Origin of the sequence: Bacillus sp. 95MFCvi2.1 (assembly GCF_000374965.1) — a bacterium.
Classification (GTDB): Bacteria; Bacillota; Bacilli; order Bacillales; family Bacillaceae_G; genus Bacillus_A; species Bacillus_A pseudomycoides.
Genome location: NZ_KB895724.1, coordinates 23,043 through 40,315, shown reverse-complemented (window position 1 = coordinate 40,315; position 17,273 = coordinate 23,043). Strand labels below are relative to the sequence as shown.

14 protein-coding genes, 1 pseudogene and 1 other annotated feature are annotated in these 17,273 nt (G+C 35.3%); of the genes and pseudogenes, 4 read left to right on the top strand and 11 right to left on the bottom strand.

All coding sequences use genetic code 11. The annotated features are described in order from the left end of the window. Positions 1-128 (top strand): annotated as a pseudogene (locus tag C568_RS36170) (N-acetylmuramoyl-L-alanine amidase family protein); the annotation flags it as partial. A gap of 157 nt (positions 129-285) precedes the next feature. On the opposite strand, the gene C568_RS0126860 reads toward C568_RS36170, so the two are convergent. Further along, complete coding sequence (locus C568_RS0126860; protein WP_018783277.1) at positions 286-924, bottom strand: FusB/FusC family EF-G-binding protein; 639 nt, start codon at positions 922-924, stop codon at positions 286-288. Between the two features lie 143 nt (positions 925-1,067). Further along, the gene (locus C568_RS0126855) at positions 1,068-1,331 is read right to left on the bottom strand and encodes a CD3324 family protein (RefSeq protein ID WP_003203805.1); all 264 of its coding nucleotides are present in this window, start codon (positions 1,329-1,331) and stop codon (positions 1,068-1,070) included. A 291-nt stretch (positions 1,332-1,622) separates the two neighbouring features. On the opposite strand from C568_RS0126855, the gene C568_RS0126845 reads away from it, so the two are divergent. Further along, complete coding sequence (locus tag C568_RS0126845) at positions 1,623-1,940, top strand: hypothetical protein (protein WP_018783276.1); 318 nt, start codon at positions 1,623-1,625, stop codon at positions 1,938-1,940. 51 nt (positions 1,941-1,991) lie between these two features. Here C568_RS0126845 and C568_RS0126840 read toward each other — a convergent pair whose 3' ends face one another. Next, the gene (locus C568_RS0126840; RefSeq protein ID WP_003203801.1) at positions 1,992-3,329 is read right to left on the bottom strand and encodes a sodium-dependent transporter; all 1,338 of its coding nucleotides are present in this window, start codon (positions 3,327-3,329) and stop codon (positions 1,992-1,994) included. A 303-nt stretch (positions 3,330-3,632) separates the two neighbouring features. Continuing rightward, positions 3,633-3,856: a binding site (T-box leader), on the bottom strand. 230 nt (positions 3,857-4,086) lie between these two features. On the opposite strand from C568_RS0126840, the gene C568_RS0126835 reads away from it, so the two are divergent. After that, positions 4,087-5,721: a putative polysaccharide biosynthesis protein gene (locus C568_RS0126835; RefSeq protein WP_018766689.1), complete on the top strand. Its 1,635-nt coding sequence runs from the start codon at positions 4,087-4,089 to the stop codon at positions 5,719-5,721. A 52-nt stretch (positions 5,722-5,773) separates the two neighbouring features. Here the strand turns inward: C568_RS0126835 and cysK are convergent, their stop codons facing one another. The 5 genes from cysK to C568_RS0126810 all read right to left on the bottom strand — a co-directional run bounded on the left by cysK (position 5,774) and on the right by C568_RS0126810 (position 12,832). Continuing rightward, positions 5,774-6,691: a cysteine synthase A gene (gene cysK / locus C568_RS0126830; RefSeq protein ID WP_006094449.1), complete on the bottom strand. Its 918-nt coding sequence runs from the start codon at positions 6,689-6,691 to the stop codon at positions 5,774-5,776. A 15-nt stretch (positions 6,692-6,706) separates the two neighbouring features. After that, on the bottom strand, positions 6,707-7,915 hold the full coding sequence (locus C568_RS0126825; protein ID WP_006094448.1) for an MFS transporter: 1,209 nt from the start codon (positions 7,913-7,915) through the stop codon (positions 6,707-6,709). A gap of 374 nt (positions 7,916-8,289) precedes the next feature. Then, a complete protein-coding gene (locus C568_RS0126820; RefSeq protein WP_003203794.1) occupies positions 8,290-9,852 on the bottom strand; it encodes a Vga family ABC-F type ribosomal protection protein in 1,563 nt (520 codons plus the stop codon). A 330-nt stretch (positions 9,853-10,182) separates the two neighbouring features. Next, complete coding sequence (hflX, locus tag C568_RS0126815) at positions 10,183-11,442, bottom strand: GTPase HflX (protein ID WP_018783275.1); 1,260 nt, start codon at positions 11,440-11,442, stop codon at positions 10,183-10,185. A gap of 583 nt (positions 11,443-12,025) precedes the next feature. Beyond that, the gene (locus tag C568_RS0126810; protein ID WP_006094445.1) at positions 12,026-12,832 is read right to left on the bottom strand and encodes a polyphosphate kinase 2 family protein; all 807 of its coding nucleotides are present in this window, start codon (positions 12,830-12,832) and stop codon (positions 12,026-12,028) included. Positions 12,833-12,957: 125 nt separating this feature from the next. Here C568_RS0126810 and C568_RS0126805 point away from each other — a divergent pair, with 125 nt between their 5' ends. Further along, positions 12,958-13,779: a YwqG family protein gene (locus C568_RS0126805; RefSeq protein ID WP_006094444.1), complete on the top strand. Its 822-nt coding sequence runs from the start codon at positions 12,958-12,960 to the stop codon at positions 13,777-13,779. Positions 13,780-14,178: 399 nt separating this feature from the next. Here C568_RS0126805 and C568_RS0126800 read toward each other — a convergent pair whose 3' ends face one another. The 3 genes from C568_RS0126800 to C568_RS0126790 form a co-directional block, all read right to left on the bottom strand. After that, a complete protein-coding gene (locus C568_RS0126800) occupies positions 14,179-15,462 on the bottom strand; it encodes an MFS transporter (protein ID WP_006094443.1) in 1,284 nt (427 codons plus the stop codon). A gap of 272 nt (positions 15,463-15,734) precedes the next feature. Further along, positions 15,735-16,247, bottom strand: coding sequence for a hypothetical protein (locus tag C568_RS0126795; RefSeq protein WP_018766695.1), 513 nt, complete (start codon positions 16,245-16,247; stop codon positions 15,735-15,737). Between the two features lie 381 nt (positions 16,248-16,628). Further along, entirely contained in the window at positions 16,629-17,195 is a 567-nt protein-coding gene (locus tag C568_RS0126790) for an undecaprenyl-diphosphatase (RefSeq protein WP_006094441.1), read from the bottom strand. Positions 17,196-17,273 lie beyond the last annotated feature (78 nt).

Genomic DNA, 17,273 nt, shown 5'->3' with positions numbered 1-17,273 from the left:
TGGCTACTGGCTGGTTAAAAGAAGGATCTACTTGGTATTATCTAAATACAAATGGTTCCATGGCTACTAGCTACCTGTTCATTGATGGAAAGTGGTATCACTTTGCAGATAATGGCGTTATGATCTAAGTGAATTTCAATGAGTAGAGATTTACATCTCCTACCTATTGAAAAGTATCCCTAGACCTGTTCCCTCTATTCTTTAGGGAACAGGTCATTTTTGTTTTCTTGAACTCACACACAATTATAGTGATGAATGTAGTTTAGTACGATCTTTTGCAATAATTTATTTCCTCAATCTCTCAATAAAGTCATGTAATTTATCAAGCGAAGTCATATTCTGATTACATGTTATACTATCTTTACAAATATAGTTTCCTTTTTTAACAAAAGTACCTGGTACATCACCTTTTATTTCAACTAAAAACAGACCTACTTCTTCGTGACCATGACACAATGAACAAATACTCTTTTTATTTATACTTTGAAATGTTCCCTGTAGGCCAACAAACTTATTTCCGTTCTTTGCTATAATAAACTTTCTGCCCGTTCCTTTATCAATCCAACCTAAATACGACATTTCTTTCATATTTATTTCTTCTATTTCAGGAAGCTTCAATTTTTTAGCTTTAGGAAATATTTTTTTTAACGCTTGTGGTGTAATTTCCTGAAACGGAATAACATATGGATTTAACTGAAGTAAAAACGCTTCTGCCTTCTCTCTATTTTCAACTGCCAAAATCGTATCGATTATTTTTTTTTGTTCATCAGTAAGATTTTCAAAAACATGTAACACTTTTTCTATTGCAAGAGACTTCAGCGCAGCAATAACACCTCTATCGTTTGCTGTTGCGTGTCCATGCGCTAGAATATGAGTTTGTGATTTTATAAAATTATATTGATCACTTCTTATAAATGCTTCCATTATTATCACTCCATACAAATTGTTGATCTCTTTTTATTGTATACAATACACTTATTTTATAAAATGTCGAAAACGATTCATAAACAAAGTATACACAAAAAGCACTGATTATTTCTAATTGAATAATCAGTGCTTTTTCATTATTATTTTGAATACACGATTTTTTTTATCGTTTCCGTAGAAAGAAAGTATTCCTCTGCTAATTGATGAATGGTAGTTCCACTTTTAAAAGCATGTTTAATGTCTCTATTCCGTGCATCAAGTTGCTTTCTTCCGCCAGATCGTGTACCCCATTTATAATGTTTAGTTTCTTGTTTTGGAATGTAAATTGTTTCACCTTGTACATACTTTTGAATTTCTGCAATTAAGTTTTCTGGTAAAACAGTCGCTGCCTTTACGTATTTCATTTCTGCTCGCCCCTTATTTTTTATGGTTCATTTCAATAAGGTGCAAAGCCAAATATAAAAGAAATGATACGAGCTCATTTTGGCGATTGAATACTACTTGTCTACCTCACGCAAAGTATCGCCATTTCCATACTTGGCTTTGCATGAGACGCTGCAGTGTCTGGCAATTGTATTGTAATCGCCATATCAACACCTCCTAATATACCTTTTGATTCAACTTTATTATATGATAAATTTTCCTCACTTGCATCCCACTACTTTTTAAAATTAAAAATAATGTGAGGGCGCTTTATGAACAAAAGAATCATTACATCATTGATTATACTAACCACTCTTCTCTTCCTACTCTTTGGAACTTATAAATTAATGAATTCACGAACGTATCAACTATTTGGTAAATTAACAAATCGGGTAGAAACAAATCAAAAAGTCGTCGCCCTAACCTTTGATGATGGTCCTACAAAAAATGTAGAACCTGAATCTATCATTTTATTACATTCCATGTATGACGATTCTAATAATGCCTTAAAGACCATTGAAAGCATTTTAGATTCTTTATCTAAAAAAGGCTATCAATTTGTTACAGTAAACGAATTGCAGAAAAGATAATTCTATAATTAAAAGGCTCTAGCATAACGTTATGCTAGAGCCTTTTGTACTTTAAATCACTCCAATTACATTTAAAAATACGATAATAATTGCAATTGGTGCGATATAGCGAAGTAAGAATAACCATAATACAAATAATTTATAGCCTTTATTTTTACTGACACCCAGTTCTTTCATTAATACATCTTTCTTCATTTTTAATGGCACGAAAATTGCAACTAATAATACACCAAGCGGCATAAGAACGTTACTTACTGCAAAGTCTGCTAAATCAAACACTGTTTTTCCAAAAAGCTTCACATCACTTAATACACCATATGATAGTGCCGATGGAATTCCAACAACAAAGATTAGTAATCCAACAATCAATGCCATTTTTTCACGTTTTCCCTTTCCTTTTTTTGTTAAGGAAGCAACACTAATCTCTAACATAGAAATTGCAGATGTTACAGTAGCAAAAAAGAATAGTAATAAGAAAATAATGAAAAATAGTTTTCCAAATGCCATTTTACTGAAGATAGCTGGTAATACAATAAATAGTAATCCCGGTCCTTGAGATGGCTCCATTCCAAATGCAAATACAACCGGGAAAATTGCAAGTCCCGCAAGTAATGTAATAACAAGTGTTAAACCAACAATAGAAAATGCTGAACGCGGTAAATTTTCTTCTTTCGGCAAGTACGAGCTATACGTTACCATTACTGCCACACCGACAGATAATGAGAAGAACGATTGCCCCATCGCATATAAAACAATCTCAGACGTTACATGCGAAAAATCAGGTTGTAAGAAGAAACGTACCCCTTCTCCCGCTCCATCTAATGTAAGCGCACGAACAATTAACACAAAGAACAAAACGAATAGTGCTGGCATAAAGTATTTATTTACTTTTTCAACACCATTTTGCACGCCTTTACTTACGATAAAAATAGTAATAAGAATAAATAATAGCTGTGATCCAACTGCTAAATATGGATTGGAAATGATTTCACCAAATGTTGCTTCGTATGCACCATTTCCTTCCCATAGTCTACCTGTAATTGCATTCCATAAATATAATAAAATCCAACCTCCTACAACACTATAGAAAGAAAGCAATATGAAACATGTTACAATCCCTAACTTACCAACCCACGGCCATAATGTTTTAGGAGCGATCTCTCTATACGCATCAACAGCCTCTTTTTGCGTACTTCTTCCGATTGAAAATTCCGCCAATAATAAAGGTAAACCAATCAGTAAAGTAAAACCAATGAATATTAGGAAGAAGGCACCGCCCCCTCCAATACCGGCCATATACGGAAACTTCCAAATTGCGCCAAGGCCAATTGCTGAACCTGCTGCAGCTAAAACGAAACCTAATTTCGATGTCCATTGCTGTGAATTCATCTTTCTATCTCCTCTCTTCTTCTATTTTTTCTTATTATTACATTTCATACTTACTCGTATTGTTCTATCCTCTTCCCTTTCTAATACAACCACTTCCCTTCAGGAACAAAAAATCGCCCCTACAGTAACGTAGGGACGATAAAAATATCGCGGTACCACCCTAGTTGTGAAGAATACTAAGAAACTGCCGAAATAAAAAAAGCCCCTACGAAAACGTAGGGACGATAAAATATCGCGGTACCACCCTAGTTATGAAGATACAACTAAAATAACCCCGAAATAAAAAACGTCCCTACGCAAAAACGTAGGGACGATATATATCGCGGTACCACCCTAGTTGTGAAAAAATTCTTCACCACTTTATTTGATAACGGTATATACTACCGTCTTTCATTTCCTCACAATGTGAGATTTATGAAAGATGCTCCAGGACGAACTTCATGAATAATCTATATACTGATTCGCACCAACCATCAGCTCTCTGTCATAGGGAGATTTTCACTACTTTACCCTTTCATTGCCCAACTATATGTTTTCCGAATTGATTACTATCATTTTTATCATACAATAAAAAGAGTGTCAACTGATTTTTTTGAATTTTTATGTATTAATTTGCTATTTGTTGCTATAAAAATTCAAAATATGACTTTTTGATGAATACTATTGCACGACTTATGGTTTATGCTTTATAAAATCCACTGACAGGTTTATAGTAGTATAGGATGATTGTAACAGAGCACGAGTAGGAGGAAAGGTTTTGTCTACTTCAAAAGTTTTAAAAGGTACAGCTTTACTAAGCGGTGCCACAATGATTTCGCGTATTTTAGGCTTTATATACTTCTTCCCCTTTCAACTATTAGTTGGTGAACAAGGGGTTGCTTTATATGCGTATGCATATTCTTGGTATGGCATCTTGCTTAGCTTTTCAACAGCCGGCATTCCAATTGCTGTGTCGAAATTTGTTGCTAAATATAATGCATTAGGTGACTATAACACAAGTAAGAAACTGTATAATTCTAGTGTAAAAATCATGCTGCTTATGGGTTTCGCTGGATTTTTAATCTTATTTATCGGAGCACCTTACGTATCGCAGTTTATTATTCGTTCCAAAACACCTGATCCGGGGTTTATCGCTGATGTAACACTTACAATGCGAGCATTAAGTTTTGCGCTCATTATTGTTCCAGCAATGAGTGTAACACGTGGATACTTCCAAGGATTCCAACATATGAAGCCAAGTGCTGTTTCTCAAGTTGTGGAACAAATTGCACGTGTCATTTTCATTTTAGTAGGTAGTTTTATCGTTTCAAAATTACTAGGTGGTTCCGTTGCTTCTTCTGTTGCAGTCGCTACATTCGGAGCTGTTATTGGAGCAATTGCCAGCGTTTCAATTTTAATCATGTATTGGAAAAAATATAATCATTTAAAACCACCTGCAGGCGAACTAAAAACAAGGGCTTCAAACGTTTCATTAAAAAGCATTTATATGGAGCTACTTCGTTACGCAATCCCTATTGTTTTTGTAGGGATCGCTATTCCACTTTATACTTTAGTGGATCAATATACAGTTGCTGATGCACTAAGAGCAATTGGAACACCGCTTGAAACTGCGAATGCGATTTTCGCTTATATAACGAACTATGCTCAAAAATTAATTATGATTCCCGCTTCGCTCGCAACTGGATTTTCACTTACGATTATTCCAGCGATAACAAAATCATTTACAAGCGGGAAACTAGAAGAATTACAAGAACAAATTACAAAGATTTTCCAATTATTGTTATTCTTCACAATCCCTGCTGCATTTGGACTCGCTAGCATCGCATATGATGCATTCCGCATGGTATATATGAGTCCTGATACCGCTTTAGGCGGGTCTCAATATTTAATTTCTTATGCACCATCAGCAGTATTAAGTGCGATTTTCACTGTTTCAGCAGCCATTTTACAAGGCATTGATTATCAGCGAAAAACAATGATTGCATTCTCAGTTGGTATTCTCGTAAAAATCTTAGTGAATACGCCACTTCTATATCTATTAGGTGGGCATGGAGCAGTACTTGGAACAATTCTTGGATATCTCGTTTCTGATATCATTATGCTATATTGCATCGTCAAATTTGCAAAGTTTGATATTGCAGAAACAGCTAAAACAGTATTTCTTATTACAATTTACTCCGCAGCAATGTCCGCTGTCGTAATAGGATTAAAAGCGATTATCGGATGGTTGATCCCTGGACAACCTTATATCGAATCATTGCTAATCGTTATTATTTGCGGCGTGGTTGGAGGAATTGTCTATCTTACTTTCGTATTAACAAGTGGCCTAGCATCACATATTCTTGGTGATCGAATTGGTCGTTTACCTATATTAAAAAAATTAGTAAAATAAAACAAAGAAGAGATTGTATATGATACATACAATCTCTTCTTTGTTATGTTTCTTATTCAAACAATCCCATACTTAAATAACGCTCTCCCGTATCAGGTGCAATACATAACACTTTCTTACCAGCACCTAATTGTTTTGCTATCGTGATTGCAGCATAGACCGAGGCACCTGAAGATGGTCCTACTAATATTCCCTCTTGTTTTGCTAGATTTCTCATTGTACTAAGCGCTTCTTCATCCGCAATTTGAATAATTTCATTATATATTTCCGTATTTAAGTTTTTCGGAATAAACCCTGGGCTTGTTCCAACTAGTTTATGAGGACCCGGCACACCACCAGATAAAACAGGAGATCCTTTCGGTTCAACTACTGCAATATATAAATTTGGTAGTTTTTCTTTCAATATTTCTCCTGTGCCAGTAATGGTTCCACCAGTTCCAGCAGTTGCTACAAATGCATCTAGCTTTCCATCCATTTGTTCATAAATTTCAAGAGCTGTTGTATAGCGATGAATATTCGGGTTTGCTGGATTTTCAAACTGCTGCGGAATAAAGCTATTTGATATTTGTTTTTGTAATTCTACCGCCTTCGCAATTGCTCCTGGCATTCTTTGTTCTGCGGGTGTCAAAACAACTTCAGCCCCATATGCCTTAAGCAAGTTAATCCGTTCTTTTGACATATTATCTGGCATAATTAAAATCGCTTTGTATCCTTTAGCAGCTGCGTTCATCGCTAAACCAATCCCTGTATTTCCACTTGTTGGTTCAATAATCGTATCACCTGGCTTAATGAGCCCTTGCTCTTCCGCCATATGAATTAAATTATACGCCGCTCGGTCTTTCACACTACGAGATGGATTAAACATTTCCAATTTCACATACACATCTGCCGCATCTTCTGGAACGAATCGCGATAACCGTAAGACAGGTGTATCTCCAATTAATTCTGTAACATTTTGAGATAGTTTCATAGCGCATCCCCTATTCTATCGTGTTTTTCGATCGCTTGGTAGTAACCATGACGTAAGTCCAATTAGTGGTAAACAACTACATAATACCATAATAAATTGCAGACTATACACGTCTGCTAATTTCCCAAGAACAACGGCACCTAATGCTCCAAGGCCAAACGCAAGACCGACAATTAATCCTGACACCATTCCAACTTTTCCCGGAACGAGCTCCTGTGCATACACAACAATAACACTAAAGCTACTGGAACTAATAAAACCTATACATAAAAATAACGGCACAACCCACGCTAGAGAAACATGTGGTAATAAAAGTGCAAGCGGCGCAGAACCTAGCATTGAAAATACGATAATATTTTTCTTACCAAATCGATCTGCTAATGGCCCACCAAAGAATGTACCCAGTACCCCAGCAATCATAAAAGCAAATACAAAGTACTGTGCATTTTTAATAGACACACCATAATGCTCGATTAAATAAAACTGATAGAAGTTCCCAATGCCAGCTCCATACCAAGAACGAACAAAGGTTAAGAAAACAAGAAGAACAATTACAAACTTAATATGCTTACTAACAATTGCATTCTCCGCCTCAAGTGCAGCTCGTTTCTTTCTTCGCATCGCACCATTTACTAACTCATTTTTGTACCAATTTGAAACAAAAATTAATAACACAATACCTACCGCTGCAAAAGCCGTGAATCCAAGTGATCCAACTTGCCCAAGCGGAACAAAAATTAGCGCTGTAAAAATTGGTGCAAGAGAATTCCCTGTATTTCCTCCTACTTGATAAATTGACTGCGCTAACCCTCGCTTTGCACCAGCTGCCATATAAGCAACACGTGCGCCTTCAGGATGAAAGACTGCTGATCCTAATCCGATAAATAAAACTGAAATAATAACGATAATAAAGTTTGGTGCGAACGCAAGTCCAATCATCCCAAGCATACTCGAAAACATACCGAGCGGTAATAAAAATGGAGATGGTTTCTTATCTGAATACATCCCAAACACCGGCTGCATAATCGATGACGTCATATTTAACGCGAATGCAATCCATCCTACCTGCATATAGGACAAATTCATCGACTTTTCCAAAATAGGAAACAGTGCCGGTACAACAGCTTGCATCGAGTCATTTAAAAAATGACCGAAACTAATCGCAAATAAAATACGATATATCGTTGGTGAAGCTATTTTATTTTCCTTTGAAACTGCCTGCATAATTCACTCTCTCCTTCCCTAAAAAACAGAAAATGTAACTAATTAACATTACACTTACTGTAATAATTTCTGATTTTTAAAACATTTTCTATTCTATACTGGTTTTATTTCTTTTTCCAGCAACACAACTTCGATTTCATCTATATACATAAAATCATTAAATTTATATATTTTTATAAAATTGAATGGAAGAAGTTTTCTTTAGATTATTTTATATCAGCAAAGATGAAGAAAGAGACAAACAAGAGTGTTGCACTCTTACTTCCATGATCAGTAGTTCTATCCGCATGTTAGCAAAAACAAAAGACAACACCTAGCTCAAAAAAAGTACATCACTCCATTAGTCGTGATGTACTTTTTCTAATCAACTTTAATTATAATTCTCGTTTTTCTTTTAAAAGTTTTTGAAATTCTATTTCTAATTCTTCGGACGGTTCAATACTTAAGCGACTTAGCACTTCCGATATTTTTGTTTCAAGTAAAAGAAGCTTATCTTCTTTCGTATCTCGCGTCTTTTCCACTTGATTGAGTTTATATTGCTGATAATTCCCTTCAAATAATTCAATCTTTTGATTGCGGATTGTTAAAATTCGCGTAGCAATATTTTCGATAAACCGGCGATCATGCGAGACAAAGATTACACTTCCTTCATATTCTTTTAGAAGAGACTCTAACGCTTCAACAGCTTCCATATCAAGAAAGTTCGTCGGCTCATCTAACACTAAAGTATTAATATCACTTAAAAATAGCTTTGTCAGCGCTACTTTCACTCGCTCACCACCACTTAAAACCCCTACCGGCTTATAAACATCATCTCTGAAAAAATGCATTCTCGCAAGAACCGTTCGAATCAGTGTTTCATCCTGTTTTGAAGAGAGTTGGACATTTTCGATAATTGATTTCTCCGTATCTAATATGTTTAAGTTTTGACTAAAATAGCCAATTTTAACAGCTGGTGAAAGCTTAATACCATACTCTTGGTTCATGATTTTTTTGACAAATGTCGTTTTCCCACTTCCATTTGAACCGATAATCGCTAATTTATCACCGCCCCGAATGTGAAAACTTGTTTTGCTCCAAAGCACACGTTCCCCAACTTTACCTGTTACACCATCTACACGAAGAATAATCCGGTTTTTAAACGTTTCTGCATTTGGCAAATTCATCTTAATTGGTGAGAGCCCCTTTACTTTTTCTACCTTTTCAAGTTTTTCTAATCTCGTTTCGATGGCCGTTGCTGTTTTTTGTAGCTTCTTTTGCTTTTTGGCAAAGTATGGCTTTGCTCCTGTAATTCTCGCTTCGGATTTACTTACCTTTTTTGGCGCCTTTGTTGCTCTTTCAGCTTTTTTCTCTTTTAACTTTAACGCTTCTTCCAACTGCTTTTTCTTTTTCTCATACTTTTCATACGCTAATTGTTCTTGATTTAGCTCTATTTCTTTTTGTTTTACATAATCACTATAGTTGCCTGTATACTCTTTTATTTTCCCTTCATTCAATTCCCATATCGTTGTACAAAGAGCATCTAAAAATGCACGGTCATGCGAAATAATGATAAATGCCCCTTGCCAACTTTTTAACTTTTTCTCCAACCATTCGATATGTTCTGTATCAAGATTTGTAGTCGGTTCATCTGCAAGTAAAAGCTCGGCATCTTTCATAAGAGCTTTTTGGACATATTCTTGCGTCACTTCCCCACCACTTTTTGTTGTATCTGTTCGTTTAAGCTGCGGCAAAAGCTCACACCTAGTACGTTGAATAACATTTCCTTCTTCTGGAGAAATTTTTCCAGCCAACATTTGAAATAACGTCGTTTTCCCGCTTCCATTTCTACCAACTAACCCAATTCGAGCATTTTGATGAATTTGCAATTGGTCCACATCTAGTAATAAACGATCCTGTACATAGTACTTTATATGATTAGCTTCTAATAAAAACATAGTAACATCCCCTTTTATCCAGTTTAGGAGACAAAAAAATGCCCCCTATATCCATTCAGAATAGGAGGCATAATTATATATAGGTGTACACCAAAAGAGACTATCCCTTTTAGATCCAACTATACAAAGCCAATCCTATTCTGAAAAACGCAAATTAAAGGCATCACAAATAACAGCATAATCATCTGTTAAAAATAACCTTCAATTGTTTGTTTTCGTAAATAGGATTAGTACTTCATGTAATTGGGTCACCCTTCCGTTCTTTCAATTTCATTAACACTATTTTTAGTATAGCTAGAAATTTCAAATAAAATCAATGTTTTTTTCATTTTAAATAACAAAACGCTTATATTTTTCAAAATCACTCGTCTTACATTCGAGTGAAAGTTTTGTACCTTCATTTTCATAGCCCGTAGATACAACATGAGCATGATCATTGAAATAGGATACAACTTGCCCTTGATCATAAGGAATTAACATCTCACACTTTGTATACTCTTTGTAAATGTAAGAACGAATCATTTCTACAAGTTCTTCAATCCCAATTTGTTGTTTTGCAGACAGATATACTCGGTCCTCCTGGATTTTCGGAATTTCAACATCCATCATATCTGATTTATTATACGCATAAATGGTCGGGATATTTTCAACACCAATTTTCTTTAGTGTTTGGTTTGTAATCTCAATTAATTGTTCATAATTTGGATTTGCATAATCGACCACATGAATCAATAAATCTGCCTCCGCTACTTCTTCTAATGTAGAACGAAATGCTTTTACAAGGTGATGCGGTAATTTACTTACAAAACCAACTGTATCTGTTAATAAAAACGATTTATTATCTGGAAGTTCAATATTGCGTACGGATGTTTCCAATGTCGCAAATAACATATCCTTTTCGAATACTTGTTTCTCTACAGATCCGTTAAAGATCTCAAGCATCGTATTCATAATCGTTGATTTACCAGCATTTGTATATCCCACTAATGAAACAACAGGGATTTCATTTTTCTTACGCTGTTTACGCTGTGTTTGTCGCTGCGCAACAAGCGCTTCTAATTCTTTATTTAATACTGCAATTTGCTCTTCAATTTTACGACGGTCCAGCTCTAATTTCTTCTCACCGACACCTTTATTCTTCGTACCAACGCCGCCGCTCTGTCTTCCTAAAGATTCACGAAGACCGATTAAACGCGGCATCATATATTGTAGGTGCGCGACTTCAACTTGCAACTGCGCTTCTTTCGTCTTAGCACGCTGCGCAAAAATATCTAAAATTAAAATGGTACGATCAATGACTTTACAATCTAAGTCAGCTTCTAAATTTCGAATTTGTGAAGGCGATAACTCATCATTAAAAATAACCATATTCGCATCTGCTTCCTTCACAAAAGCAGAAACCTCTTCAATTTTCCCTTTTCCAATATAATGTGATGGATTCACGCGATGTAAATTTTGAGTAACTCTCCCTATAACTTCCACATCACAAGCTTCTGCAAGATTCGTTAACTCCTCCATTGAATATTCAAAATCACTTTCACTATTTAAATTAACTCCAACTAATATCGCTTTTTGTACTAGTTCTTCCATATATTTATTCCTCCATTTCGATTACGTAAAATTAAAAAACACAGGTCACTGCCTGTGTTTTTCGTAAACGGATGAGAGTACACCAAATAAACAAAAGAAAGCAACATTGCTTCCAAATTGCTACATGGTTAATACGTCACAAATGATATACGTTTCCAAAAACATATACGTATATCACATCATTCTATTATAAAGGCAAAACAAAAAGAGGGCGTATTCGTCCCTCCCTCTTTTCACATATCAGTTCAATAAAGGGTTCCTTTAAAATAGGCAGACCAATCCCGTTCACTCTGTACACAGACAGAGCCTTTGAGCGCTATTCAATTATCGGCACAAAGCTTTGAGACGTAATCTGATTAAAATCAAAGGAGACCCCTCCGTTCATTAAAAGTTACATAAATCTTAGCATAATTATGTGGTTTTCACAACATTAAACTTCACTTACGGGCATAAATAAAATCATTATTTTTCTACTGCATTCTTCATTTTTTTACGCATAATTTAATAAAGTTCTCGTCTTTTGTTTTGCATCACTTTATGGGTGAAATCTATAATTAATGAATCGAATTCACCCCATACAAGCTTAACGACCTATATCTTGCACGTGTTCAATCTCTTCTTTTTCTTCTTTCATTTCATAATAGTATGATGGCAATTCTATTCTATGCTGCAAGAAATAATCCTCAATCAATGAAATGATCACTTTCAATGTTTTCACACGCGCATATAATTTATCGTTACTAGCGATAATATTCCATCTTGCATTCAGTTTATCTGTTTTCTCAAACATTTCTTCCATTGCCCGGGCGTATTCATCCCACTTTTCACGATTGCGCCAATCTTCATCTGTAATTTTCCATCTCTTAAGAGGATTTTTCTCTCGATCTTTAAATCGCACTAACTGCTCATCTTTACTAATATGATAGAAGAATTTTGCTACTATGTAATGATCATCTGTTAATAATTTTTCGAAATCATTGATTTCATCGTATGCTCTATTCCATTCTTCCTTTGTAGCGAATGCCTCTACACGCTCTACCAATACACGACCATACCAAGAGCGATCAAAAATTGTGATTTGACCATACTGAGGAATTTTCCTCCAGAAGCGTTGCAAATAATGGTAACGTTTTTCATGAGGAGCAGGCGCACCAATTGGATTTACTTGAAATCCACGCGGATCCAGATGCTCAGTAATTCGTTTAATTGCCCCTCCTTTTCCAGCCGCATCCCAACCTTCCATCGCCATAATAACGGCTATTTTTTCTTTTTGTAAAATTTGCTGCAACGCTAATAAGCGCCTTTGATACTTTTCAAGCTTCTTATTATACTTTGATTTTGATTCCATTCTTTTCGTTAAATCTACTTGAGCAAGACGATCTTTTGTCATAAAATAATCCCCCTTTCCCTACACTAACGCTATTTTAACATAATTTTCAATATTTTTGATTTTATTCAGAAAATAACACTAGTGCAACTAGAAGTTGTTGTACAATAAAAACGAGGTGATACATAATGCAAAAAACGCTACAAAATGTACTCGAAAAATATAATGCCATGCATCTAGAAAAGCATATTTTAAATTCTCTTGAGCCAACAATTCAAATTCGTCTACGTAAAGGATCTGATGAGCAAATAGCAGTGGGAACCTCAAAATTAGGAGGTTTTCCAGACTTACCTGATGAATTAAAGATTCCAACATACAACGACATACCGTTACACTTTATTGGACAGCTGAATTTAGAAGAAATACAACCTTATCACAAAGGAAACCCACTACCTACGAAGGGCATGTTATATTTCTTTTATGACGCAGAAGAACAACCATGGGGGTTTGACCTAAGAGATATTGGAGGTCATCGCGTTCTGTACACAGAAAATATAGAAAACCTAAAACGACGAGAACTTCAAACAGAAGTGTTCCCTCCTTCCATCATCTCCTTTCAAGAAACTTGGACATTAGCAAAAGAAAAAGTCGGAGAAACAGGTTTATCAAATGATGATGAATGGGATCTTTATAAAGAAATAGAAGAATTGTATATCGATGGATTGCATCATTTACTCGGCTCCGCACAAGCTATACAATCAGAAGCAATGGCGGAAGAGTGTCATCTTGTTACAAACGGAATCTATTTAGGAAATGGGTACCCCTCAGATCAAGAGATAAAACATTTGCCTGGCAGCGCCCAAGATTGGATGTTACTGTTACAACTTGATACCAATGATGAATCTGAAATGGATTGGGGAGACACTGGCTTATTATATTTCTGGATCAAAAAAGAAGATTTATTGCAAAGAAACTTTGAAAATACATGGTTGATTTTGCAATGTTGTTAAATCAACCATGCATTTTCAACATATCTCCTCTGTTTCTATACTGTAATTCGTATAAAGCGAAAAAGAATAGAAAAAATGGCCAACTTTTTCTACAAAGTTGGCCCATCTATTATAATTTCAGTTCTTCTATATGAAAAAGCTCAATAACCGCTTGTGTACTCCTCTAACCCTTAGTTTTTGCATCACATTACTAATATGATTGCAGACAAGCCTTCTACTAAAGTACACCTTTTATCAGCGGAGGGCTTCATCCTCTACTAAGCTATTAAAAGAAGATATACCTCTTACAATTTTATGAGATTCATTTTGTGCAGTAACTTCTTTGATTTCTTTTAGTAACTATTTATCCATCTCTTTTTCTCTGTCAGTACAAATCAATCTGCAAAACTTTCAGGACTTCTATTTTATTTCATGTTCTTCACCTTTTCTAGACCATATCACAACAGGAATGAGTAATAAGGCTAAAGCCCCTCCAGCTAATGATAATGCCGCATAACTCGAATTCGCTACCACCATGCCTGACATCGCTCCCCCAGAAGCTCCTGCCAATGCAATAAAAACATCCACTTTCCCTTGTGTCTTTGCACGCGTTAAAGGTTCTGTTGCATCAACAATTTGAGCAGTGCCACTTATTAATCCAAGGTTCCATCCTAATCCAAGTAAAGAAAGAGCAATGATCAGGAGAATTAAAGAATCGCTCGGTGCAATGGCAGCTACCACTCCCGCACTAAGTAGTATAACTCCGGAAGCAATACTCATTGCCATTCGACCAATCTTATCAACAAGAATTCCTGTAACGAGTGATGGAAGGTACATTGCTCCTACATGAAATCCAATAACAAGGCCCACTTCATTTAATCCATGTCCATGGTGTTCCATATGTACGGGAGTCATAGTCATAATTGCAACCATAACAATTTGAGTAAGTATCATAACGATGGCCCCAACTGTAACGCCCCTTTTATTTGCTATCGATTTCTCAGTTATCGCACGCCCTTTATTTGTATGTTCCTGTTTATATGTTTCTATCCTGTTCGCTATTATTAATGGATCTGGACGAAGCATAACGAAAAGTACGAGGCCTGCTAACAAAAATGCAGCTGCTGATAATATGAACGGACCAGCAAGTTCAGGAATACCAATAGAAAGAGCAAAGCTCCCCATTACCCCTACCAAATTTGGTCCTGCTACCGCACCAAAAGTCGTCATAACCATTGTAATACTAATAGCAGTTGCCCTTTGCTTCTTATTTGCTAAATCCGTACCGGCATAACGGGCTTGTAAATTTGTGGCTGTGCCTGCACCATATATGAGTAAGGAAGCAAGTAAGAGAATAATACTATTTGTTAAAGCTGCGATTACAACACCAATAGCACCAAGCCCTCCTACCATAAATCCTGTCGCAAGCCCGATCCGGCGTCCATAACGCTGAGAAAGCCTGCCTACTACTAAAGCTGCTCCTGCAGATCCCATTGTAAACATGGCTGCTGGCAATCCCGCGAATGCATCTGTTCCAAGCATTTGCTGCGCAAGAAGTGCGCCTACCGTAATTCCAGCAGCCAATCCCGCACCACCAAACATTTGTGAAATACTTACGATCACTAATGTTCGTTTATATATCTTTTGTTGTTCTTCTACTGTATACATATGATTCCTTATTGAACCATCAGCTGTATCAAGCATTTTCTCACCTTCTTTATGAAAGATTTTCCTTTTTTAAATGTACTATGTTTAATGTTTCATATTCAATAACATTTTCATCCGTTCTTTTCTTTCTAAAAGAGAAAAACAAAAAAACTGCCCAAATGCTTTGATTTAGGGCAGTTTTTTCTTAGGCACAAATGTTTTTTATTTATTAAACTAAGATTCTCTCATTTATTTGCAAACTCTACACATCACATTGTTAATATGATTACGAATAAGCCTTCTTGTTACTAAATTTATCTTCAATTCTTTTATCTACCCCATTTATTCTCCATTACTTTAAAATACAAATTTTCAAACTCACTAAAATATTTACCATAAAACCCTAACATTTCAATGTAAATGTTAACAACTTCAACTAAATCAAAATGATCGCCATTTTTAGCTAATTCATAACTATCATCAACACTATATAAATCACGATATTCATCTTCCCAATACAAACCTCTGTTGACTAAAAGTCTAGTTGTGGATTTAATTGACTCTTCAATCATTAGCTCATTTCGTACTAACTTTTCATGAATTACAGAAAGAGTTAATTTCACAGCATACTCTTCATCAACTATTCTACTAAACTCAAATAACTTCCCTTCAATATCATCTATCTTTTCTTTAGACATTAAGGATATCTCAATTATTTCATATGGCGGGCTGTCACTCACTTCAATCACTTTATCACACCATTGAATTACTTCTTCTTTGCTCCACAATCCGCAACAAAGCCCTAAGCCATAAATACTAGTTAGTTTTTGAATGCAATCCAAAACTTCTCACCTTCAATTTCTCATATACATTTTCATTTAGTTTTAAACCCAGTATACGATACATTCATTTAAAATTATAATGTTTAAATTTAATATTATAATATACATTACATAATTTCTTTACAAATGCTTTCTATCCCTTTGAAGATTTTGGTGCATATAGAACCTTTCTGCCTTTCTGAGGAATGAGAAAAAGTATTGAGTAAAATTCTCTATAATAAAAAGAACCAACCCTCGATGATATCGATGATTGGTTCTTTTACATGATTTCACAATAGAACATTTTTCAATATATACTTACTAAAAATCGTGTAACCATGTTTCTGCTATTATCTATTCTCCTATGCGCATGTTAGCACTCATCCAACCGACTCGACTCTTTTAGCTAGTTTTCCCTTGAAAAATAGGTTTCGCAATTAATGTAGCGAAAGGTCGTATTTTAAATACAACGTACTGCGTAAATAATGCTATTAATATTCCATGTACACATCCTGCAATTACATCCAATGGATAATGTACTCCTACCCATATTCTCGAAAAAGCTACACCAAGTGCTAAGAAAAACCAAGTATATTTAAAACGATAGGCAGATAGCAATAGTGTAGCTGCAATTACAACAGCTGATGTTGCATGATCACTTGGAAAAGAAGAATTGGCAGCATGATCTACAAGTTTTGTGATGTTATGTGAGACAAAAGGACGCTCTCTATAAATAAATATCTCGATAATTCTATTGATGGAATACGCTAAAGTAAACGCAACAATCGATTGAAAAGCCATTACACGAAATTGAGGTTTATTCTTTATCCATAACAGGATGAGTAGTAACACGAAAGCATATTGTACATATTCTGCAAATATAATCATTACATCATCTATCAGTGGATATTGCTGTACCTTACTATTTATAAAGTTGAACCATTCATAATCTAAGTCTTTAAAATTCATTACATAATCTCCTTTATTGCTATAGAGTCCACGCTACATTTCAACAAAATATACCTTTGGACTCTAATAAATTCTTAT